Source organism: Kaistia hirudinis (assembly GCF_014196455.1).
Lineage (GTDB): Bacteria > Pseudomonadota > Alphaproteobacteria > Rhizobiales > Kaistiaceae > Kaistia > Kaistia hirudinis.
Genome location: NZ_JACIDS010000004.1, coordinates 389,802 through 409,039, shown reverse-complemented (window position 1 = coordinate 409,039; position 19,238 = coordinate 389,802). Strand labels below are relative to the sequence as shown.

The window sequence follows — 19,238 nt, the reverse complement described above, 5'->3', positions numbered from 1 at the left end:
TGGCCCGGTTCTCAGCTTCCCGAGGCGCCGTTGGGTTTCACGGATAGGGCGCGTCCCATCGTGGCAAGCGTCTCCTGGATGAGTCGTGGTCGCGAACGATAGGAAAGCGCGAAGAGCGCGGCCAGAGCCACCAGATAGGGCACGGCCAGAATGATGTAGGACGAGACGCCGAGCGTCGTCTGCATGCGCAGCGAGAGCGCATCGGAGAAGCCGAACAGCAGGCATCCGGCGAGCAGCTTGAGCGGATCGCCATTCGAGAAGATCAGGATCGCCACCGCCATGAAGCCGCGGCCCGATGACATGTTCTCGGTGAACATCGTCGTGTAGCCGAGCGACAGATGCGCGCCGGCGAGCCCCGCCAGCACGCCGCAGATGAGCGAGGCGGTATAGCGGATGCGCGCAATCGAGATGCCGAGCGCCTCCGCCGCCTCCGGCTTCTCGCCGACGACGCGGATATAGAGCCCGAGCCGCGAGCGCTTGTAGAAGATGATCAGGACCGGGACGGCGAGGAAGGCGACATAAACGAGGGGCGTATAGCCCGAGATGATCTGTCCGAACCAGCCGAGATCCTTGGCGAAGGGCAGGCGGATGATCGGCAGCCCCACCAGGCCATGACCGAAAATGGAGCCGCGCGTGCCGAAGATCGCCTTCATGAGCGATATCGTCATGCCGCTGGCGAGGATGTTGAGCGCGAGGCCGACGACCACTTCATTGGCGCGGAAGGTGACGACGAGCAGCGCGAAGATGTAGGCGAGCACCAGCGCCGCGGCGACGCCGCACAGCACGCCAATCCAGGGCGAGCCGGATACGATCGTGCCGATCACGGCGAAGAAGGCGCCGAGCAGCATCTGGCCCTCGAGGCCGATATTGAAGATGCCGGCCTTGGTCGTGAACGATCCGCCGAGTGCGACCAGCAGGATCGGCGCCGTAGTGCGCAGCATCGCCACGATGAGGGCGGCATTGAAGAGGCGCTCTAGAACTTCCAACGACGTTCTCCAGCGGTCGAGTCCGACGCGCGGCGCCGAACCAGGATCTGCGCCGAAACGGCGAGGATGATGAGCGCCTGGATCACCGTGATGATCTCGCGCGAGGCGGTGGTGTCGACTTCGAGCAGCAGCGAGCCGTTCCGCAGCGCGCCGAAGAAGAGCGCCGTGACGATGGTGCCGATTGGGCTGCCATTGGCGAGCAGCGCGGCGATCACGCCGTCAAAGCCGAAGCCCGGCGCGAAGCCCTCCATGAAGCGGTGATGGACGCCGAGCGACTCGATGCCCCCGGCCAGGCCGCCGACCGCGCCGGAGACGAGCAGCAGCACGAAGGTCTGCCGCTTGATGTCAATGCCGCCATATTCGGCGAATTTCGGGTTCGCGCCCATCTCGGTCACGGCATAGCCGCGCGCCGTCCGCGTGAAGAACAGATAGGCGCCGATCGCCAGCGCGACGCCGATGAAGAGACCCCAGTTCAGCCGCGAGAACGAGAAGATCTGCGGCAGATAGGCGCTTTCGAGGATCGCCGGCGTATCCGGCTGGCCGCCCGGCCGCTTGAACACGTTGATCGTGAGATAGGAGGTCAGCAGGATCGCGACATAGTTCGCGAGGATGGTCGAAACCACCTCATTGGTGTTGAAGCGGGCGCGGAAGAAGGCGGGCACCGCGATCCACAGCATCCCGGCGAGCGCGGCGAAGGCAAGGCCGAACAGCACATGCACCAAGGGCGGCAGCGCGAAGGAGAAGCCGACCCAGGTCGCCGCGAAACCGCCGATGAAAAGCTGACCCTCGATACCGATATTGAACAGCCCGCCACGCAGCGAGATGCAGGCGGCGATGCCGCAGATGAGGATCGGCGTCATCTGGAGCAGCGTGCCGGCGATGCGCTCCGGATTGCCGAAGGCGCCGTCGATCAGCGTGACCAGCACGCGCAGCGGGCTCTCATTGACCGCCAGGATGATGACCGCTCCGATGGCCAGCGCGATCGCGACGGCGATCAGTTGTCCCATCAAGCCCGCGACGCGATCGGACATCATGCGACCTCCGCCGGGGCGCTTTCGACGCCGGCCATCAGCAGGCCAATCGCCTCCTCGCTGACACCCTCGCCGGGCAGATCGCCCATGATGCGCCCGGCGAACATAACGAGGATGCGGTCGGCGAGCGCGATGAGTTCGTCGAGCTGGACCGAGATGAGCAGGATCGCCTTGCCCGCCTCGCGCTGACGCATGATTTCGGAATGGATGGCCTCGGTCGCGCCGATATCGACGCCGCGCGTCGGCTGGTCGACGAGCAGGAAGCCGGCATCGCCGGAGAATTCGCGCGCCAGCACGACCTTCTGGATATTGCCGCCCGAAAGGCTCTTCACCGGCGTTTCCGGCGAACGCGTACGGATATCGAAACGACTGATCAGCCGCTTGGTCTGCTCGTTCAGATAGGTTCGGTCGATGACGCCGAAGCGCGACCAGGGGCTCTGGTCCTGCCGGCCCATCAGGATGTTCTGCGCGACGGAGGCGCCGCGGTCGACGCCGCGCACCAGACGATCGCCCGGCACATGTGCCACGCCGGCATGGCGGATCGCGCGCGCCGAGCGGTTCTGGATCGCCTGTCCGGCCAGCATGATCGTACCGTGCGAGGCCGGGCGAAGGCCGGACAGCACCTCGGCGAGCTCCGTCTGACCATTGCCGGCGACACCGGCGATGCCGACGATCTCGCCGGCGCGGACCTGGAACGAGACGCCCTTCAGCGCCTGCAATCCGCGCTCGTCGCGCGCCCAAAGGTCCGAGACCTCCAGCACCGGCTTGCCCGTCACGGGGCCGCGCGGGCGGCGGTCGAAGGAGACGGCGCGGCCGACCATCATCTGCACGAGATCGGCCTTGGTGAGCTCCGCCGTCGGCCGCGTCGCGACCTCCTTGCCATGGCGCAGCACGGTCACGGTGTCGGAGACCTCCATGACCTCTTCGAGATGATGCGAGATGAAGAGCACGGTCATGCCCTGCGCGACGAAGCCGCGCAGCGTCTGGAAGAGTTCGCGGCTCTCCTGCGGCGTCAGTACGGCGGTCGGCTCATCCAGGATGATGGTGCGCGCGCCACGGGCCAGCACCTTCAGGATCTCGATGCGCTGCTCGATGCCCACCGAGAGCAGCCCGACCCGCTCGCCGGGATCGACCCGCAGGCCGAACTTCTGCGACAGCTCGGCGGTGCGCGCGATCTGTGCCTTGTGGTCGATGAGGCCGCCCTTGCGGATCTCCATGCCGAGAAACACGTTCTCGGCCACGGTGAGCGAGGGCACGAGCTTGAAGTGCTGGTGCACCATGCCGATGCCGGCCGCGATGGCCGCGGCGGGATTGGGCAGCACCTTCTTCTCGCCGTCGATGAAGATCTCGCCCTCGTCCGGCTGCAGCAGCCCGAAAAGGACGTTCATCAGCGTCGTCTTGCCCGCGCCGTTCTCCCCGATGATCGCGTGAATACGACCGCGCTCGACGGCGAGGCTCACATCCTCGTTGGCGACGAAGGAGCCGAACCGCTTCGTGATCGATTTCAGCTCGATGGCGAGGGACATGGTGATCGGTCCGGCGAGCAAGAGACACGTTCTGAACCTCCCCCTTGAGGGGAGGTCGAAGGCGCGGAGCGAAGCGACAGCGGCTTCGGGAGGGGGCTAGCTTGGGCAAGGCCCAAGCGTTCTCGCCGTTGGATCCGGCGGACCCCTCCCCAAAGCCGCTAAGCGGTTTTGACCCTCCCTCAAGGGGAGAGTTCAAGAACGCAGCACCGGCCTACTTCACCGTGGGGACGGTGATCTTGCCGGAGACGACGTCAGCCTTGAGCGCCTCGACCTTCGCCTTCACCTCGGCCGGGATCTTGTCCACGACCTGCGGGCAGAGCAGCAGCTCGACGCCACCCGACTTCAGGTCATAGGTGTGGATCGAACCGGGCTCCGGCGGCTTGCCGTCGACGACATCCTTGACGAGGCTGTAGACGGCGACATCGGCCTTCTTCAGCATCGACGCCATGACATGGCCCGGCGCGACGCCGCACTGGTCGATATCGACGCCGATCGAATATTTGTCGGCCGCGGCGGAGGCCTGCAGCACGCCCTCGCCCGTCGGACCGGCGACGTTGTAGACGATGTCCGAACCCTGGCCGTAGAGCGCCATGGTCAGCTCGGAACCCTTGGCCGGATCGTCGAACGTGCCGGCGAAGACGGCGTCGAGGCGCACATCCGGCGCGGCGGCCTTGGCGCCCGCCTCATAGCCCCCGAGGAAGTCGCGGATCACCGGAATGTCGCGGCCGCCGACGAAGCCGATCGCCTTGCCGTCGCCGAGACCGGCGATGGCGCTGCCCTTCTCGGCCATCGACGCGGCGAGCGCGCCGGCCAGGAACGAACCCTGGTTCTGCGCAAAATTCGCATAGATGATGTTCTTGGAATCGAGCACGCCGTCGATGAACACGAAATGCGTGTTCGGATAGGCGGCGGCGGTCTTCTGCAGCGCGTCGACCAGTTCCCAGCCCATGACGAAGACGAGATCGTAGGATCCGTCCTTGGCGATGTTGTTGAACTGCTCCTCATAGTCGAGCGCACGGTTTCCCGTGTCGACCAGCTTCAGCTTGATGCCGAAATCCTTCTCGGCCTTCTTGAGGCCGTCGACGATCGAGACGCCGAAACCCTGCGCGAAATAGCCCGAGATCGCGGCGATGGACACTTCCTTCGCCGAGGCGGCGTTGGCCGCGAGCGCGAGGGCGGAAGCCCCGGCGAGCGCGATGAGACGGCGAGACCAGCTGGACATGATGATCGGGACCTCTGGAGTTGAGAAACGATCGCGTTTGACGCGCCCATCACCGACCTCCCGGCCCGGCTTGCTTTCCCTGCGCCGATCACCGGATATCGTTGGTGGTCATATGATCCTGCGCGAGTTTTGGCATTTGTCAATCGGGTCGGCACAACCGTGCACGGGGCAATAATGCCTACCGAATGGGCAGAATGGTCGCCGGAACCAGCCGAACGCGCCAGCGGCGCGTGAATCGGCATTCGCCTGCACAGCCGCAGCGCGAGGCTCGAAACTCTAGGCGTTTCAACCAATCGAGGCATGCCGGATCCTGCGCGAACTTGATCACGGCTTGACCAATTTCGATCGGAAACTGCCAAATTTACGTGCGTGCTTACAGGATTGACAAAAATCGAAACCGGCGCACAGGATCGTATGACCATCAATGAATTTGGTCTCGAGGCACTGCCTCGATCTGGGGAACAACGGAGAACCAGATGCCAATCCAGCAGGGAACTACCAAATCATCACGCCGCCTGTTGCGGCGCCGTCTCGCAGCCGGCCTCGTCGGGCTCGGCCTCCTCGCGGCGCCCGCCGCGAGCTACGCCGATGGCGTGACGCTCAAGGTCTTCGGCGCCTCGGCGCTCGATCGCCTCGCGCCGCGCCAGACGCCGGACGAGCAGCAGAAGATCCTCGACGAGGTCGTGAGCGGCTTCATCAAGGCCTATCCGCAGGTCACGGCCGTCGAATGGGATGCGCAGGGCGCCCAGGGCGACGGCATCCAGCGGATGATGACCGCGCGCATGGCCGACCAGGAGATGGACCTCATCGCCTGCCCGGCCTTCTACACCAATGGCGTCTATATCCGCCGCAAGCTGGTCTCGCCGATCACCGACAAGATCGGCCCCTTCAAGGACCGCATCGACCCGGCCGCGCTGGCCGCCTACACGACGAATGGCGAAGTCTATGGCGTGCCGATCTCGACGCTGTCGACCTCGACGATCTACTACAATGTCGATCTGTTCGAGAAGCTCGGCATCCCCGTGCCGAAGACCTATGCCGATCTCAAGGCCGCCGTTCCGAAGCTGAAGGAAGCCGGCGTCATTCCGCTGCTGCACCAGGGCTCGAACACGGTCATGTGGCCGATGTGGTTCTTCGAGACCTTCTCGCAGGCCTCGGGCGACGCCATCGCCAAGACGCAGACCAATCTCGAGGGCACGACCAAGTTCACCGACGCGCCCGATGTCGAGGCGTTCAAGCTGATCAAGCAGTGGGTCGATGACGGCGTCCTGTCGAAGGACTCGCTCTCGGTCGACCAGGACGGCATGCGCGCCGCCTTCGCCGCCGGCAAGAGCGCCATGTATTACGGCGGCACCTGGGAAATTCCCTCGCTGCAGCAGACCGTCAAGGACTTCAAGTGGGGCGTCTTCGCCTTCCCGAAGATGGACGGCACGCCGGGCAATCCCGGCCATGGCGGCGGCCCGGACAACGGCATCTGCCTGTCCTCGAACATCCCGCCGGAGAAGGTCGATGCGGCCATCGGCTTCATCGAATATCTGACGCGGCCCGAGGTCGCGACGCTCTATCTGGCGCCGGAACAGCCGATCGCCGCCTCGATCAAGGGCGTCCCGCAGGTCGACGCGCCCTATGCGATCGAACTGCGCAAGGAGGCCTTCCCGGCCACGATCAAGTTCCTCGACTGGATCTGGCCCTCGGAAGTCGCAACCGCGACGGCATCTGCGATCGCCGGCGTGGTCGGCGGCACGATGACGCCGGAAGCGGCCGCCGCTTCCGTCCAGACCGCCTTCGACGAGGTCAAGGCATCCGGCCAGTGGCCGCCCAAGTGAGCTTCTGACCGGTACTTTGCGCCGCCGCCTTTCCCTCCCGGGCGGCGGCGCCCTTTCCCGCAATTTCCCGAGGCGTTGCGCGTGCAAGGTCCCGGATCCGGCGACATGTCCAAGTCTGGTGAAACCATGACCAAGCCCCGCTCCGAGCGTCAGCGCTTCTCGATCGGCTACCATCTGAACAGCTGGGACCTCACGGGCCAGCCTCTGCGGCCGGCGATCAAGTTCCTCGCCGAGCAGGGCTTCGGCTGGTTCGAGATCCTCGCCTTCACGAGCCTTTCGGACCAGTACGCCCGCAAATATATGCAGCTCGGCAATCAGGCGCCGATGGGCGTCACGACCGACACCGACATTCTGCGCCGCTATGCGCTGCTTTCCGAGGAGCAGACGGCGAACGGCATCCGCCTTTCCTCGCTCTATGTGAATGCGATCTTCACCAACCCGGTCGCCTGGGAATATGAGCGCGACGTGCTCGTCGGGCTCGCCCGGCTGCTGAAGGGCTTCGGCGCGCCGGTGCTCGTGCTCGGCGGCGGCCCCTCGGAAGGCGTCGCCGGCCCGCACACCAAGCAGGACTATGTCGATTTCTGCCGTGCGCTCGAGGATATAGGCCGGCGGACCAAGGATCTGGGCATCGACACCGTCTACCACCCGCATCTCGATACCTTCATCGAGCGGCGCGACCAGCTCGACCGGATGATGGACGAGCTCGACACCTCCGTAGCGGGGCTGTGCATCGACCCGGCGCATCTGGTCCACACCAATTCCGATCCCGTCGACGCGCTGAAGACCTACATCTCGGCGGTGCGCTACATGCACTTCAAGGATTCCGCAGTCGATCCGGCGCTCAAGGGCTATGACCGCTATGCGGCCTTCTGCGAACTCGGCGCCGGCGTCGTCGACCTGCCCGCCCTCGTCGACGTGCTGCTCGACAATGACTATGCGGGCCTTGCCATCATCGAGCTCGACGCGTCGCAGAAGACGGCCGAGCAATCGGCGCTGGAGAGCATCGCCTATATCCGCGACACGCTCGGCCTGGTCCTCACTCCGCCCGGCGCGCCCGGGCGGGTTCCGTAGCCGGCGCGCGGACATGCCGACCGACGTCCTCCCAGAGCAGGCGAAGGCCCCCTCTCCCGGCCGCAAGCCTGCACGTCTCGGGGCGCCACGGCGCCCCGAGACCGGGGACGGCGCGGTCGCCTTCTGGATGATCCTGCCGGCCGGCATCCTGTTCGCGCTGTTCTATGTCTGGCCGTTCCTGCACGGCTTCTGGCTGAGCCTCACCAACTGGGACGGCTTCTCGGAGCCGCGCTTTGCCGGTCTCGCCAATTACTGGCGTCTCGCCCGCGATCCGATCTTCCTCGGCGCGATCGAGAACAATCTGATCTTCGTGCTCTCCGTGCTGGTGCTGAAGAACATCCTCGGCCTCGCGCTGGCGCTCCTCCTCAACCGCGCGCTGCTCGGCCGGGCCTTCTTCCGCGCCGCCGCCTTCATCCCGGTCACCATGTCCTTCGTGGCGGTCGGGCTGCTCTGGTCATGGATCTACAATCCCGTCTTCGGCCTCCTGAATGCCGGCCTCGACGCCGTCGGCCTCGGGGCACTCAAGCAATCCTGGCTCGGCGACGCGCATATCGCGCTCTATTCGGTCATCGCCGTCGATGTCTGGAAATGGCTCGGCTTCCACGCCGTCATCTATCTCGCCGGCCTGCAGACCATCCCGACCGACCTCTATGAATCGGCGACCATGGACGGCGCGAGCCGCGTCCGCCGCTTCTGGCACATCACGCTGCCGCTGATCATGCCGATCGTCTTCATCAACACGATCCTCGGTCTCTCCGGCGCCTTCGTGCGCAATTTCGACATCGTCTATGTCCTGACCAAGGGCGGCCCGAACCACGCGACGGAGGTCGCGCTCACCTATATGATGACCAAGGCCTTCCAGGACGGGCAGATGAGCTATGCCTCGGCCATGGGCTATGTACTGTTCCTGATCGTCGGCCTCGCCTGCGTGCTGCTGCTCGCGCTGATGCGCCGCTCGAGGCTCGCCGTCTGATGGCCGCCGGAACCTCGTCCTTCGCCACTCCGCGACCCGCACGCCGCGGCGTTGCCGATACGCTCGGTGATCTCGGCTGGCGCGGGCTCCTCGAATTCTCTGGCATCTATCTCGCGCTCGGCATCGTCCTGCTGCAGACGGTCTATCCGCTGCTCTGGGTGCTGTTCGGCTCGCTCAAGACCAAGACCGATCTCATCAACAATGTCTGGGGACCGCCGCAGGAACTGGTGTTCCAGAACTATGCGGACGCCTGGCGCATCGCCGGCATCGGCTCCCGCATCGTCAACAGCCTCTCGATCACGGCGGCGGCGCTGGTAGTCCTCGTCGCCGTCGCGACGCCCTGCGCCTATGCGCTCGCCCGGCTCAAGTTCCGCGGCCGCGCGGTCGTGCTCGCCGTCACGGTCGCCGCCATGCTGGTCCCGCCGCAGGTCATGGCGATCCCGCTCTTCCTGGTCGCCCGCGATCTCGGCATGATCAACAACCGCCTCGGCCTCGCCGTGATCTACGCCGCGACGTCGATGCCGCTCTCTGTCTTCATCCTGCGCTCGTTCTTCCTGACGCTGCCGGCCGATCTCGAGGATGCGGCGCGGGTCGACGGCGCGAGCCGCCTCGCCATCCTGACGCGGATCATGCTGCCGCTCGTCAAGCCGGGCGTCGCGCTGGTTGTGATCTTCGCCTTCATCGAGATCTGGAACGATTTCTTCCTGGCGTTCCTGCTGCTCAGGAAGCCGGAGCTGCAGACGATCCCGCTCGGGCTCGTCGCCTTCTTCCAGCAGTATGATTCGCTGTGGAACCTCTATTTCGCGACCTTGATGATCACGACGCTGCCCGTGATCATCATCTTCCTCCTGATGCAGCGGCAGTTCATCGCCGGGCTGACGGCCGGCGCGGTAAAGGCTTGACATGTCTGACAAAGTCATCGGCGTCGGCGTCATCGGCTGCGGCGAGATCGCCCAGCTCATGCACCTCCCCTTCATCCAGGAGCTGCCGGCCTTCCGCGTCGCGGCGCTCTGCGATATCTCGCCCGGCGTGCTGGCGAAGCTCGGCGACCAATATGCCGTTTCCGCGCTCTATTCCGACTATCGTGCCCTGCTCGCCGATCCCGCCGTCGATGCCGTCGCGATCTGCACCTACGACCATGGCGAGATCGTCGCGGCCGCGCTGGCAGCCGGCAAACATGTGCTGGTCGAGAAGCCGCTCGCCTTCACGCCCGAAGAGGCACGCCCCCTGGTCGAGCAGGCTGAGGCGAGCGGTCTCGTCGCGCTGGTCGGCTATATGAAGCTCTACGATCCCGGCTATGAGACGGGCCTCAAGAAGATCGCCGCGATCGGCACCCCGCGCTCGATCCAGATCCATGATTTCGCCGGCCGGTTCGATCGCTACGGCGCGCTCTATACGCAGCATCGCGCGAGCGACATTCCGCCCGACGTCATGGCCACGGCCCGCGCTGCGGCCGCGCAGCGTATCGACGCGGCGCTCGGCCCCGATCATGCCGGCTATCGCGATCATTATTTGCTGCTGCTGATGCTCGGCAGTCATGATCTCGCTGTGCTGCGCGGCGCCTTCGGCACCGAGGCGCATGTCGCCTATGCGCGCCCGGTCGGCAGCGATCAGCTCCTCGCCCTGCTCGAATTTCCCGGCGGTGTTCCGTGTTATCTCGACATCGGCGTCGCGAAGTACGAATGGTGGGACGAGTTCCTGCACGTCCATGGCGACACGGACGAGGTGCGCATCACTTTCCAGAACCCGTACTGGAAGCACGCCTCGGCCTTCGTGACCGTCAAGGAGGCTGTCGGCGAGGCGCCGGTCGAGACGGTGCTGCCCGGAACGCCGGACACCGCCTTCCGCCGCGAATGGCTGCATTTCGCCGATTGCATCCTGAACGGTGCGACGCCGCGCACGCCGCTCTCGGGCGGTCTCGCCGATCTCGATCTGGCGGTCGCCATCATCAAGGCGATGCCGGCGAAAGGCTGAGAGGGGCCGGCGAAATGATGCAGAACCCAGGGGGAACAACGCGATGATCGTCGCCGTGACCGGCTCGAGCGGATTGCTCGGGCGCAGCATCGTCGACGCGCTGATGGCAGCCGGCCATAGCGTGCGCGGCATCGACAGCGTGCCCGCCACGACGAAGCTCACCCAGCACCTGACCGTCGACCTCACCGATTTCGGCGAGGCGGTGCTGGCGCTCCGCGGTGCCGATGTGGTCGTCCATGCCGCGGCGATTCCGCGGCCGACGGGTCGCACGGCGACGGCGGTGTTCTCGACCAACATGTCGATCATGTTCGGCGTCGTCGAGGCCGCAGTCGTGCTCGGCATACGCCGCCTCGTCTATGCCTCCTCCTTCAGCGTGCTCGGCTTCCCGTTCTTCGAAAAGCCGGTGGAGCTTCAATATCTTCCCATCGACGAGGCGCATCCCAACGCACCGCAGGACGCCTATGCGCTGTCGAAGACGCTCGGCGAGGAGGTGGTCGAAGCCGCCGTGCGTCGCGGCGCGCTCGATGCCGTCAGCCTGCGCATGCCGTGGATCCAGGGCCCGGCAACCTTCTTCGAGCAGGTCGGGCCGCGCCGGGCGAGCGCCGAGTCGGGCCGCGACCTCTGGAGCTATATCGATGCGCGCGACGCCGCGGCGGCCTTCCTCGCCGCCGTGGAGGGATCGACGCGCGGCCATATCCGTCTCTTCCTCTCCGCTGCCGACACCTATAGCGAGACGCCGACAGCCGAACTGATCCACGCCGCCTTCCGCGACATCGCGCTGAAGCGCAGCTTCGCCGGTCATGAGGCCGTGATCGACACGCAGGCGGCCCGGCAGGCGCTCGGCTTCGTTCCGCAACACTCCTGGCGGGAGTACTGACCATGGCTGAAGAACGCTTCGCCGGAAAAGTCGTGCTCGTCACCGGCGGCGCCGGTGCGATCGGTTCGGCCGCATGCCGGCGTTTCGCCGACGAGGGCGCTTCGATCGCCGTCGTCGACCGCGACCCGCTCCGAACGGCGAGCTTCGTCGATGCGCTGAAGGCGGCTGGACGCAATGCGGTGGGCATCACCGCGGATATCGCGGATGAAGCGGAGGCCGAGCGCGCGGTGGCCGAGGCCGTGAAGGCCTTGGGACGGCTCGACGTCGTCTTCAACAATGCCGGCATCGCCGGCAAGGTCGCGCCGGTGCACGAGCTCTCCGTCGCCGATTGGGACGAGATCGTGCGCATCAATCTCCGCGGGGTCTTCCTGGTCCAGCGCTTCGCGCTCCGCGCCATGATCGACGCCCGCATCCGCGGCGCGATCATCAACATGGCCTCGTCCATGTCCGGCTGGGACGTGCTGGACGGCGGCGCCGGCTATGCCTCGACCAAGCACGCGATCCTCGGCCTCACCAAGGTCGCGGCCTTCGACATGGCCCGCTACGGCATTCGCGTCAACGCGGTCTGTCCCGGCGTCATAGAGACGACGCTCGGCGTTCCGGCGGCAGACAGGGAAGCCTATCGCAAGGGCATCGAGCGCTTCGCGAACCGCATTCCGCTGCGCCGTATCGGCCAGCCGGACGATGTCGCGGCGGTGGTGGCCTTCCTCGCATCCGACGATGCGCGCCATGTGACGGGCGTCGGCTGGCTGATCGACGGCGGGCAGACCATGCAGAGCTGGGCCAATGCGCCGGACGCCGAGGCCTATCCGCTGATCCGCTGACAGCAAAAGGGCGAAGCGGCAACCGCTTCGCCCTTCGGTTTTGCTTTGACGTCGTTCAGGAACGCAGCGCGAAGGCCTCGAATTCCGGCCAGGCCGCCGCCGGCACGGTCTCCTTGAGCAGGTCGAGATTGCGCTCGAGGCTCGAGGGCTTGGCCGTCCCGATCAGGACGGAAGCGACGACCGGGCTCATCAGCGGGAAGGCCATGGCCGCGCCGCCGAGCGAGACGCCATGCTTCTGCGCGACCGCTTCGAGCCCGCGCACGCGCTCCAGAATATCCTCGGAAGCCGGCTCGTAGTTGAACGGCGCGCCCGGCTTGGCACCGGTGGCGAGGATGCCCGAATTGAACACGCCGCCGATGATCAGCGACGTGCCGGCTTCCGCGCAGCGCGCCAGAAGCTCGGCTTCGGCATTCCGGTCGAGCAGCGTGTAGCGCCCGGCGAGCAGGATGCAGTCGATCGGCGTGCGCGCCATCGTCTCCAGGCAGATCTCGACCTCGTTGACGCCGAGACCGACCGCCTTGATCACGCCGGCGCTCTTGAGTTCGTCGAGCGCCTTCATGCCGCCATCCATCAGATCGCGGAAATGGCGGGCATTTTCCTCCGCGCCATGCGTCAGCGCGCCGATGTCGTGGACGAAGAGGATCTCGACCTTGTTGAGCCCGAGCCGCGCCAGGCTGAACTCCAGCGAGCGCATCACGCCGTCATAGGAATAGTCATAGTCTGCACGGAAGGGCAGCGGATCGACGAAGCCGTAGTCCGGCACCTCGTTCTCCGGCACGGGCTTCAGCAGGCGGCCGACCTTGGTCGAGACGACATAGGCGTCGGACGGCTTGTCGCGGAGGAAGTCGCCGAGACGGCGTTCCGAAAGGCCGTGGCCGTAGCGCGGCGCCGTATCGAAATAGCGGATGCCGGCGCCCCAAGCCATGGCGAGCGTCGCCTCGGCGTCCTCGCGCGATACCGCGCGATAGAGATTGCCGATGCCCGCGCAGCCGAACGACAGCGTGGTGACGTCGAGGCCGGTCCGGCCGATTGTCCTGGTCTCAATCATTCTCAAAATTCCTGCCTGACGGCTCTCGCGAGCCCCTCAGCCCAACTCCGTCCTTCCCGGCCCGCCGGCACGGCCCATCCGGCCATGCCCTGCCGATGACGAGAATAAACGACCCACACCATCTCGAAATCTGGAACAAAATTCCTTATGCCAACCCGTGCCGCTGGCTAATTTCGGTCGCCTCGGACAATTGGCAGACAACAACGGGACGGCCACGGCGCTTAATGCGCCAGCGGGCCGCGCTCCGCAAGGAGGACTGGACCATGAGACGCAGCTTAATCTCCCTCGCCCTCGCGGCAAGCCTTGCCGCCATCGGCGGCAGTGCCTTCGCCGAGGGGATCGCCGGCGCGCCCGCGCCCTTCGACAAGGGCGGCGTGAAGATCGCCGTCGTCAGCTTCCTGGGCTCGGGCGACTGGCTGCAGGCCTTCGAGGCGGGCGTGAAGCGCCAGGCCGAGGCGCTGGGCATCGAGGCGAACATTTCGCAGGCCCGCAACGACATCAACCAGGAACGCGAGCTGATCCAGCAGGCGATCAATCTCGGCGTCAAAGGCATCATCATCAACAATGGCCAGCCGGAAGCGCTGAAGGACGTGGCGCAGGCCGCGCTCGACGCCGGCATTCCGGTCATCGCCTATGACGTGAACCTCGACAATCCGAAGATCCCGCAGGTCGAGCAGTCCGACGCCGACATGGCGCGCCTCGTGCTCGAGCAGGCGCTGAAGGACGAGGGCACCAGCTTCGAAGGCGGCGTGGTCTATGTCGCCGGCTTCGCCCCGCTCGACCGGCGCTATGCGGTCTGGAAGGACATCGTCGCCAAGAATCCCGGCATCAAGGACGTCGCGACCTGGGGCGTCGTGAACGACACGGTCGCCGCCTCCGTCGCGGACCAGACCAAGGCGGTGCTGCGCGCCAACCCGAACCTCTCGGTCGTCTTCACGCCCTGGGACGAATTCGCGCGCGGCGTGAAGCTCGCCGTCGACGAGCTCGGCCTCGGCGACAAGGTCAAGATCTACGGCGTCGACATCTCGACTTCGGACATCCAGGCGATCATCGAGCCCGGCAGCCCCTGGGTCGCGACGGCAGCCACCAATCCCTCCGTCGTCGGCGAAGCCTCGGTGCGCGGCCTTGCCCAGCTCATCGCCGGCCAGGACCCCGGCCATTCGATCCTGATCCAGCCGACGCTCGTCACCAAGAACGACCTCGTCGACAACAACATCAAGACGATCGAGGAACTGCAGGCGAAGTTCCCGGCCTTCAAGGACAGCGACGCCGCCAAGGCGCCCTGGATTCCCGAGCCGAAGTAACGGCGCGCAAGGCGTCGCGGCCGGCAAGACTGTCATCCCCGGGCTTGTCCCGGGGATCCGTTCTTGAGAGGCCACTGCAAAAGAGCTGGATTGCCGGGACGAGCCCGGCAATGACGGCGAACTCGGTTACCCAGACGCTCCGGAATTCTCCATGACCCTGCCCACCCCCGATTTCGCCCGCAACATGCGCCTCATCGGCCATTCCGATCAGGGCGGGCGGCCGGATGCGCTCCAGGTCATGGTGCATCGGGGCTATGCCTATGTCGCGCATCCCTGGTCGCAGGGCTTTTCGATCATCGATGTGCGCGATCCGAAGAACCCCGGCGAGACGGTGTTCGTGCCGGCGCCGCCCAATACCTGGAACATCCATCTCCAGACGCATGACGACCTGCTGCTCGTCATCCATGCGCGCGATCTCTTCGCCGATGCCGCCTTCGCGGTCGACGAGAAGGTCTATTACACGAAGTCGGTCGGCGAGACCGTCGGCACAGCCGCGGGCGGCCGCTCGGCGCGCAATTGGTCGGCGGGCGTCGCGATCTACGACATCGCCAACCCGACGGCGCCGCGCCGGATCGGCTTCTTCCCCGTCGAAGGCGTGGGCGTCCATCGCATCTGGTATGTCGGCGGCCGCTACGCCTATGTCTCGGCGCTGATCGACGGCTATAGCGACTATATCTTCGTCGTCATCGACCTCGCCGACCCGACGAAGCCCGTCGAGGCGGGGCGCTGGTGGATCCCCGGCATGCATCTCGCCGGCGGCGAGACGGCGTCCTGGCCGGATGGCCGCCGCTATGCGCTGCATCACGCGCTGGTCGAGGGCGACACGGCCTATGCCTGCTGGCGCGACGGCGGCCTGACGATCCTCGACATCAAGGACCGCACGGCGCCGAAGCTCCTCACGCACCGCAACTGGTCGCCGCCCTATGGCGGCGGCACGCATTCGGCCCTGCCGCTGCCGAAGCGTGATCTTCTGGTCGTCGCCGACGAGGCGGTGCTCGACCATGAAGAGGACGGGCGCAAGCTCACCTGGATCTTCGATCTGCGCGAGCCGTCCAACCCGATCTCGATCGCGACGCTGCCCGTGCCCGACGAGGCCGACTACACGGTCAAGGGCGGCCATTTCGGCCCGCATAATCTGCACGAGAACCGGCCGGGCAGCTTCCAGTCCGACACGCTGATCTTCGCGACCTGGCAAAATGCCGGCGTCCGCGCCTTCGACATCTCCGATCCCTATCGCCCGAAGGAGACCGGCGCGCTGGTCCCGGCGGGTCCGACCCGCATGGTCGACAAGCGGCAGGGGCGCCCGCCGGTGATCCAGTCCGCCGATCTCTTCGTGGACGCAAACGGGCTGATCTATTCGACCGACTACAATGCGGGCCTTTCGATCATCGAATATGGCGGCTAGAACGAACCCATCTTGAGCGCACCCCAAGCCTCCATCGCCCTGTCCGTCACCGGCATCGAGAAATCGTTCGGCCCGACGCGCGCGCTCGCCGGGGCGGACCTGACGGTTGCCGCCGGCGAGATCGTGGCGCTGATGGGGGCCAACGGCGCCGGCAAGTCGACGCTCGTCAAGATCATCTCCGGCAGCTATTGGCCCGACGCCGGGACCATGACGCTGGGCGGCAAGGCCGTCTCCTTCGCCTCGCCGCGCGAGGCCAAGGCCGCCGGCATCGCCACGGTGCACCAGGCGACGGACCAGGCCGGCGCGGCCGGCCTCACGGTCGCCGAAAACCTGACGCTGGACGAACTCTGCGGCACCGGCCCCCTCTTCGTCTCCGGCCGCTCGATCCGCCGCCGGGCGCGCGCCATCGCGGGCCTCATCGATCTCGACCTGCCGATGGATCGGGATTTCCTCGATCTGCGGCCGGCCGAGCGCCAGCTCGTCGCGATCGCCCGCGCGGTCGCGGCCAAGGCCTCGGTGCTGATCCTCGACGAGCCGACCTCCAGCCTCTCGACGGCGGAGGCCGAGCGGCTGTTCGCCCTGCTGAAGCGCCTTCGCGCGCAAGGCATGGCGATCCTCTATATCTCGCACCGCCTCGGCGATCTCGCCGCGATCGCGGACCGCGCCGTCGTGCTGCGCGGCGGGCGCATCGTCGGCGCCTTCCCCCGCCCGATCGATTTTCCGGCCGCCGTCGCGGCTATGATCGGCCGACCGCTCGAAGCCGCGGCGCATGGCGGCGAACCGTCGACGGCGCCGATCATCGCCGCGCTCCGCAACGTCCAGCTGATCCCGGGCGCCGTGCGGTTCGACCTTGACCTCCGCTCCGGCGAAGTCGTCGCGATCACCGGCACGCTCGGCTCCGGCAAGAGCCGGCTGCTGCGCGTACTCTTCGGCCTCGACACGCCGCATGCCGGCACGGTCACGCTCGACGGCAAGCCCTGGCATTCCGACGGCCCGGGACGCTCGATCGCCAAGGGCGTCTTCATGGTCGCCGAGGATCGCTGGCAATCCTCGCTGCTGCCGCCCGAGACGCCGGGCGCCTCGATCGCCGGCACGATCGCCCTGCCGCATCTGCCGCGCTGGTTTCCGGCGGGCATCATCGACGCGACCCGCGAACGCCTCGTCGCGACCGACGCGATCCGCCGTCTCGGCATCAAGGCGCGCAATGCCGACGCGACGCTCGACCAGCTCTCCGGCGGCAACCAGCAGAAGGTCGTGCTCGCCCGCTGGCAGGCCGAGCCCTGCCGGCTTCTGCTGCTCGACGAGCCGTTCCAGGGCGTCGATGTCGGCGCGCGCGAGGACCTGATCGCCGCGATCCGCGGCAGCCAGGGCGGCTCGGCGACGGTAATCGCGACCTCGGACACCGAAGAAGCGCTCGAGGTTGCCGACCGCATCCTCGTCATGCGCGACCACACCCTCATCTCCGCCGACGGCAGCGAAGGCTCGCTCGCCGCGGCGATCGGCGGCGCCGCGAGCGCCTCGCCGCGAAAGCTCGAACCATGACCACCGACACGTCGCAGAAGTCCGCCCCGCGGGCATCGAACATCGCCGAGACGGCACGGCGCTACGCCCTCTTCGTGCTGCTCGGCCTGATGCTGCTGGGCTTCTGGTGGGCGCAGCCGGCCTTCATTAATTCGGCCAATCTGTTCTCGATCCTGCAGGCGGTCTCCGTCGTTGCGATCCTCGGCGTCGGCGTCTCGATCACCATGTCGGCCGGGGGCTTCGACCTTTCGGTCGGCAGCGTCGCCGCCTCGGCCGTGATGGCCGCGAGCTATGCGATGGTCGTGCTGCAGCTCGACGCCGTCTCGACCTTCATCCTCGTGCTGGCGATCGGCGCACTGATCGGGCTCGCCAACGGGCTGCTGATCGTCAAGGTCGGCGTGCCCGACCTGCTCGCGACGCTCTCGACCATGTTCCTGCTCGCCGGCCTGCAGCTGATCCCGACGGGCGGGCGCTCGATCACCGCCGGCATGGTGCTGCCCGACGGCTCGACGGCCAAGGGCGCCTATGACCCGGCCTTCCTGCTGCTCGGCCGCTCGCGCCTGTTCGACATCGTGCCGCTGCCCGTCGTCATCATGGCTGTCGTGGCGGTGATCGCCTGGTTCCTGATGGAGCGCACCCGCTTCGGCCGCGTCTTCTACGCGATCGGCGGCAACGAGACGGCCGCACATCTCGCCGGTGCGCCGACCAAGGCGTATCGCCTCGCCGCCTACATCATTTCCGGCACCCTCGCTTCGCTCGGCGGCCTGATCATCGCGTCGCGCGTCGGCCGCGGCGACGTCTCGGCCGGCAACTCGCTGCTGCTTGATGCGGTCGCCGCCTCGCTGATCGGCTTCGCCGTGCTCGACAAGCGCCGCCCCCACGTCCTCGGCACCGTGCTCGGCGCGATCTTCGTCGGCGTGCTGCTGAACGGCCTCACCATGCTCAACGCGCCCTATTACACGCAGGACTTCGTCAAGGGCGCGGTCCTCGTCGGCGCGTTGGCACTGACCTTCGGATTGGGCAAGCGGAAGCGGTGATCAATCCCAGATGCGCTCGACCTCGAAGAGATCGAGCGCCGGATCGGCGGACAGGATGGGGAGTCCGTTTGACAGACTCTGCGCCGCCAGCAAGCGATCGAAGGGATCACGGTGGCTGAGGGGCAGCAGCCCGGCCGCCTGAGCATCGCGGAGGGAAATAGCCAGCGAGAGGAGTCCTGCGGATCGGCATTGTGCCTCGAGAGCGCTGGCGAGCGCGCCGACTTCAGGCCATTTCCCGATATTGAACTTCAGGGCGATCTCATAGGCCGATACAGGACTGACGAAGATGTCGTTCTCGTCGCCTGCAATCGCGTCGATCACGCGCGGCGGGAGCTTCTCCCGGTCGTTGAACAACCAGACCAGCGTGTGGGTGTCGGCCAGATAGTTCAATCGCCATACCAACGATCGCGTTCTTCGGGGTCGAGCGGCGCGAGGGCCTGCTCAAGGGAGAGATCGATCTTTCCCTTGAGGGATCCAAAAGCCTTGCGCCGCAAGGCCGCTCTTTCCCGACGCGCCTGAGGATCATCGTCGGCGGGAAGCCCCGGCCATTCATGGGGCGCGCTCGCTCCGGAAGGCTTGTGGTTCATCGCTGCACCAATCTTCGTCGAAGCCG

General features: G+C 66.5%; 18 protein-coding genes. 11 read left to right on the top strand and 7 right to left on the bottom strand.

Annotated elements, in window-relative coordinates; all coding sequences use genetic code 11:
• Nucleotides 1-11: 11 nt before the first annotated feature.
• From GGR25_RS16625 to GGR25_RS16610, 4 genes are all read right to left on the bottom strand, one after another.
• A complete protein-coding gene (locus GGR25_RS16625; protein WP_183399949.1) occupies nucleotides 12-986 on the bottom strand; it encodes an ABC transporter permease in 975 nt (324 codons plus the stop codon).
• Nucleotides 974-2,017: an ABC transporter permease gene (locus tag GGR25_RS16620; protein ID WP_380147588.1), complete on the bottom strand. Its 1,044-nt coding sequence runs from the start codon at nucleotides 2,015-2,017 to the stop codon at nucleotides 974-976. Before GGR25_RS16620 ends, GGR25_RS16625 begins: the two co-directional genes overlap by 13 nt.
• Nucleotides 2,017-3,543, bottom strand: a complete 1,527-nt coding sequence (locus GGR25_RS16615; protein ID WP_183399947.1) for an ABC transporter ATP-binding protein — start codon at nucleotides 3,541-3,543, stop codon at nucleotides 2,017-2,019. The genes GGR25_RS16620 and GGR25_RS16615 overlap by 1 nt, the downstream gene beginning before the upstream one ends.
• Nucleotides 3,544-3,754: 211 nt before the next feature.
• Nucleotides 3,755-4,765: a BMP family lipoprotein gene (locus GGR25_RS16610; protein WP_183399946.1), complete on the bottom strand. Its 1,011-nt coding sequence runs from the start codon at nucleotides 4,763-4,765 to the stop codon at nucleotides 3,755-3,757.
• Between the two features lie 476 nt (nucleotides 4,766-5,241).
• Here GGR25_RS16610 and GGR25_RS16605 point away from each other — a divergent pair, with 476 nt between their 5' ends.
• The 7 genes from GGR25_RS16605 (at nucleotide 5,242) to GGR25_RS16575 (ending at nucleotide 12,310) form a co-directional block, all read left to right on the top strand.
• Complete coding sequence (locus tag GGR25_RS16605; RefSeq protein ID WP_183399945.1) at nucleotides 5,242-6,591, top strand: ABC transporter substrate-binding protein; 1,350 nt, start codon at nucleotides 5,242-5,244, stop codon at nucleotides 6,589-6,591.
• A gap of 105 nt (nucleotides 6,592-6,696) precedes the next feature.
• Entirely contained in the window at nucleotides 6,697-7,662 is a 966-nt protein-coding gene (locus tag GGR25_RS16600) for a sugar phosphate isomerase/epimerase family protein (RefSeq protein ID WP_246409865.1), read from the top strand.
• A gap of 13 nt (nucleotides 7,663-7,675) precedes the next feature.
• Nucleotides 7,676-8,635 (top strand): carbohydrate ABC transporter permease, encoded by a 960-nt coding sequence (locus GGR25_RS16595; RefSeq protein ID WP_183399944.1) that lies wholly within the window; start codon nucleotides 7,676-7,678, stop codon nucleotides 8,633-8,635.
• On the top strand, nucleotides 8,635-9,537 hold the full coding sequence (locus tag GGR25_RS16590; RefSeq protein WP_183399943.1) for a carbohydrate ABC transporter permease: 903 nt from the start codon (nucleotides 8,635-8,637) through the stop codon (nucleotides 9,535-9,537). The genes GGR25_RS16595 and GGR25_RS16590 overlap by 1 nt, the downstream gene beginning before the upstream one ends.
• Before the next feature lies 1 nt (nucleotide 9,538).
• Entirely contained in the window at nucleotides 9,539-10,609 is a 1,071-nt protein-coding gene (locus GGR25_RS16585) for a Gfo/Idh/MocA family protein (RefSeq protein WP_183399942.1), read from the top strand.
• Nucleotides 10,610-10,652: 43 nt separating this feature from the next.
• Entirely contained in the window at nucleotides 10,653-11,486 is an 834-nt protein-coding gene (locus tag GGR25_RS16580) for an NAD-dependent epimerase/dehydratase family protein (protein ID WP_183399941.1), read from the top strand.
• A 2-nt stretch (nucleotides 11,487-11,488) separates the two neighbouring features.
• Nucleotides 11,489-12,310, top strand: a complete 822-nt coding sequence (locus GGR25_RS16575) for an SDR family NAD(P)-dependent oxidoreductase (RefSeq protein WP_183399940.1) — start codon at nucleotides 11,489-11,491, stop codon at nucleotides 12,308-12,310.
• A 55-nt stretch (nucleotides 12,311-12,365) separates the two neighbouring features.
• Here GGR25_RS16575 and GGR25_RS16570 read toward each other — a convergent pair whose 3' ends face one another.
• A complete protein-coding gene (locus GGR25_RS16570) occupies nucleotides 12,366-13,355 on the bottom strand; it encodes an aldo/keto reductase (RefSeq protein WP_183400335.1) in 990 nt (329 codons plus the stop codon).
• A 266-nt stretch (nucleotides 13,356-13,621) separates the two neighbouring features.
• Here GGR25_RS16570 and GGR25_RS16565 point away from each other — a divergent pair, with 266 nt between their 5' ends.
• The 4 genes from GGR25_RS16565 to GGR25_RS16550 all read left to right on the top strand — a co-directional run bounded on the left by GGR25_RS16565 (nucleotide 13,622) and on the right by GGR25_RS16550 (nucleotide 18,625).
• Nucleotides 13,622-14,662: a substrate-binding domain-containing protein gene (locus GGR25_RS16565; RefSeq protein WP_183399939.1), complete on the top strand. Its 1,041-nt coding sequence runs from the start codon at nucleotides 13,622-13,624 to the stop codon at nucleotides 14,660-14,662.
• Nucleotides 14,663-14,813: 151 nt separating this feature from the next.
• Nucleotides 14,814-16,067, top strand: a complete 1,254-nt coding sequence (locus tag GGR25_RS16560) for an LVIVD repeat-containing protein (protein WP_183399938.1) — start codon at nucleotides 14,814-14,816, stop codon at nucleotides 16,065-16,067.
• 12 nt (nucleotides 16,068-16,079) lie between these two features.
• Entirely contained in the window at nucleotides 16,080-17,609 is a 1,530-nt protein-coding gene (locus GGR25_RS16555; RefSeq protein ID WP_246409864.1) for a sugar ABC transporter ATP-binding protein, read from the top strand.
• Complete coding sequence (locus GGR25_RS16550; protein ID WP_183399937.1) at nucleotides 17,606-18,625, top strand: ABC transporter permease; 1,020 nt, start codon at nucleotides 17,606-17,608, stop codon at nucleotides 18,623-18,625. Before GGR25_RS16555 ends, GGR25_RS16550 begins: the two co-directional genes overlap by 4 nt.
• Here GGR25_RS16550 and GGR25_RS16545 read toward each other — a convergent pair whose 3' ends face one another.
• Both GGR25_RS16545 and GGR25_RS16540 read right to left on the bottom strand, forming a co-directional pair.
• Nucleotides 18,626-19,015, bottom strand: coding sequence for a type II toxin-antitoxin system VapC family toxin (locus GGR25_RS16545; RefSeq protein WP_183399936.1), 390 nt, complete (start codon nucleotides 19,013-19,015; stop codon nucleotides 18,626-18,628). It abuts the gene before it with no gap.
• Nucleotides 19,012-19,212, bottom strand: a complete 201-nt coding sequence (locus tag GGR25_RS16540; protein ID WP_183399935.1) for a hypothetical protein — start codon at nucleotides 19,210-19,212, stop codon at nucleotides 19,012-19,014. Before GGR25_RS16540 ends, GGR25_RS16545 begins: the two co-directional genes overlap by 4 nt.
• Between the last annotated feature and the right edge of the window lie 26 nt (nucleotides 19,213-19,238).

Excerpts from the sequence above, each read along its gene's own strand:
- GGR25_RS16620 (WP_380147588.1), bottom strand. The coding sequence starts at position 2,017 with ATGTCCGATCGCGTCGCGGGCTTGATGGGACAACTGATCGCCGTCGCG.
- GGR25_RS16615 (WP_183399947.1), bottom strand. The coding sequence starts at position 3,543 with ATGTCCCTCGCCATCGAGCTGAAATCGATCACGAAGCGGTTCGGCTCC.
- GGR25_RS16610 (WP_183399946.1), bottom strand. The coding sequence starts at position 4,765 with ATGTCCAGCTGGTCTCGCCGTCTCATCGCGCTCGCCGGGGCTTCCGCC.
- GGR25_RS16605 (WP_183399945.1), top strand. The coding sequence starts at position 5,242 with ATGCCAATCCAGCAGGGAACTACCAAATCATCACGCCGCCTGTTGCGG.
- GGR25_RS16600 (WP_246409865.1), top strand. The coding sequence starts at position 6,697 with ATGTCCAAGTCTGGTGAAACCATGACCAAGCCCCGCTCCGAGCGTCAG.
- GGR25_RS16595 (WP_183399944.1), top strand. The coding sequence starts at position 7,676 with ATGCCGACCGACGTCCTCCCAGAGCAGGCGAAGGCCCCCTCTCCCGGC.
- GGR25_RS16590 (WP_183399943.1), top strand. The coding sequence starts at position 8,635 with ATGGCCGCCGGAACCTCGTCCTTCGCCACTCCGCGACCCGCACGCCGC.
- GGR25_RS16585 (WP_183399942.1), top strand. The coding sequence starts at position 9,539 with ATGTCTGACAAAGTCATCGGCGTCGGCGTCATCGGCTGCGGCGAGATC.
- GGR25_RS16580 (WP_183399941.1), top strand. The coding sequence starts at position 10,653 with ATGATCGTCGCCGTGACCGGCTCGAGCGGATTGCTCGGGCGCAGCATC.
- GGR25_RS16575 (WP_183399940.1), top strand. The coding sequence starts at position 11,489 with ATGGCTGAAGAACGCTTCGCCGGAAAAGTCGTGCTCGTCACCGGCGGC.
- GGR25_RS16565 (WP_183399939.1), top strand. The coding sequence starts at position 13,622 with ATGAGACGCAGCTTAATCTCCCTCGCCCTCGCGGCAAGCCTTGCCGCC.
- GGR25_RS16560 (WP_183399938.1), top strand. The coding sequence starts at position 14,814 with ATGACCCTGCCCACCCCCGATTTCGCCCGCAACATGCGCCTCATCGGC.
- GGR25_RS16550 (WP_183399937.1), top strand. The coding sequence starts at position 17,606 with ATGACCACCGACACGTCGCAGAAGTCCGCCCCGCGGGCATCGAACATC.
- GGR25_RS16540 (WP_183399935.1), bottom strand. The coding sequence starts at position 19,212 with ATGAACCACAAGCCTTCCGGAGCGAGCGCGCCCCATGAATGGCCGGGG.